The organism is Salinivibrio sp. MA427 (assembly GCF_001996115.1).
In the GTDB taxonomy this organism is placed as follows: Bacteria; Pseudomonadota; Gammaproteobacteria; order Enterobacterales; family Vibrionaceae; genus Salinivibrio; species Salinivibrio costicola.
The window spans coordinates 1-1,995 of sequence record NZ_MUFH01000389.1; the positions used below are offsets into that span (position 1 = coordinate 1).

Annotated in this window: 2 protein-coding genes; both read left to right on the forward strand. The window is 47.3% G+C overall.

The genetic code is table 11. From position 1 onward, the window contains the following. Positions 1–866: TauD/TfdA family dioxygenase (locus tag BZG79_RS14835; protein ID WP_077774790.1), on the forward strand; the 866-nt coding region annotated here is incomplete at its 5' end. Then, positions 854–1,995: hypothetical protein (locus BZG79_RS14840; protein WP_199877986.1), on the forward strand; the 1,142-nt coding region annotated here is incomplete at its 3' end. The genes BZG79_RS14835 and BZG79_RS14840, both read left to right, overlap by 13 nt.

Genomic DNA, 1,995 nt, shown 5'->3' on the forward strand with positions numbered 1-1,995 from the left:
ATATTAATGAAGTCCACATGCCTGGCGATTTAGCACAGCAGCTTTTGGAAACATCTCGCTCTGTAAGCCTGGAGTATTTGGAAATGAGTTTGCTYGGGTCCACATGGGATCCACCAAAATTTTTTCACTCATCTCAATGGACTACCTTCATCCAGCAGGTTGCGAGGTCGTGGCATGACAAGTCCAGCCTTGTGGTTCGCGGTGTACCCACGGATGACGGTGCTACAACTCTGCTTGCAGCATTGAGTCTATCTGCACGTTTTAAATCCTACCGAAAAAATAAAATCGTCAAACACTTTAAGATGTCGCCTTGGACCAAAGAGCTATCGCAAACGATTAAAGAGGGATATTTTCACACTGACCTCAACACTGCACCTGTACCACCGGCCGCTACGGTCATTCACTGCCACAAGCCTGACCCCAATCCTAAAATGGGTGAATCACGAGTGGTGATGATTGATGAACTGCTAAGTGAGCTTGAAAGGCGAGGCGAAGCAGACACGCTTACGTTTCTAACAAAAACCAAATTGGACATGGTAGATGAGCGCAAACAGGGCGCTTGGTCTGGTTCTATTATTGAAGATGGCACAATTCGATTTCATCCCGAAACCTTACGAGCAGCAGCACAGCGTTTATATTCACTACCACAGGAACTGGAGCACTATCTAACAGTCATCCATGATTGCGCAATGGCAGTATCTGAACCGATTCATTTAGCACCGGGTGACGCACTTTTTGTCTCAAATCACCGGGCACTACATTATCGAGGTGAATGCACGGTTCAGTTTACAAAATTCCCCCGGCAGTTTCTTGCTCGTGAAATCTATGTCCTTCATCTTCAGGATGAACCCCAATGGCAAATCTGAGCGCACAAGCTATCCATGTAGTTGGCGCTGATGCCAATAATCTTCAAGCTGTCGATGTTACTTTCCCGCTTGGTTCGATCTCGATGGTTGTAGGAGTATCTGGTTCAGGAAAAAGTTCTCTATTGAGAGATGTGCTCGCACTAGAAGGTAATCAGCGCCTCAAAGAGTTTCTCGGGGTCTCGCAGGATCATTTAGGCTTACCGATGAATCCGGCTTTTATCGATGCTTTGCCCACCACCTTACATGTTGGCCAGCGCGCTTTTAGGGCTTCCTCGCGCACTACAGTGGCCACAGCCAGTGGATTACTTTCGCTGCTGCGACACATGTTTTTGCAATGGTCTAACCCTGTCTCGAAAATTGCTGGCACTGTTTTAGATGCCCCAACGGCAGAGCATTATGCTGAATGGCTTTTGCAGCATCATCAAGGCAAGATTACCATCTGGGCAATTCCTTTGTCTTTTGTCGCCAATGATGGTGTTGCCATGGCAACAAATCTAGCTGAATTGGGGTTTGATACTGCCACCGTGCGTAGTGAAAGTGATACTCCCAAACAATGGGATCTGGGCCGCATAGTACACTTAAACCCTTTCAAGCCGTTTTCCAAAAAGAGCCGTCATCTTGTAGAGGTATTGGTAGGTGAGATCGATCTAAGCAAGCGAGCGGCAAAAAACGAGAAGAGGCTATTCCAGCTGATGCAGTTGGCATTTCAAGCTGGTGAAGGACGCGTGTTTGTAGAAACACACAATAGCAAGCTATCAGAACTTCAAGGTGTCCACGGCGTTGGCCTCGATTCCCGCAAGCACTGGGTCACACCCTCTGACCCACTTATCTATCGCCCAGCTGATATTCATTTGCTTTCATTCAATGCGCCGGAGCATGAATCCAGCGGTGCCTGTCCTTCCTGCAAGGGTTTAGGCACGTCTGCAGAGGTTGATATTACACAGCTGATCGCAAACCCCGAGAAGTCGATGCACGAAGGTGCTTGTGTGTTATGGACAGCAAAAAATTATAAGTTTATTAACATTCAACATTACACCATAGAAGGCTTGCGAGGTATCGCTGATTTTGATCCAGACTTGCCATGGACCGCGCTTTCAGAAAGTGCTCGTAATCTGGTGCTGTATGGTAG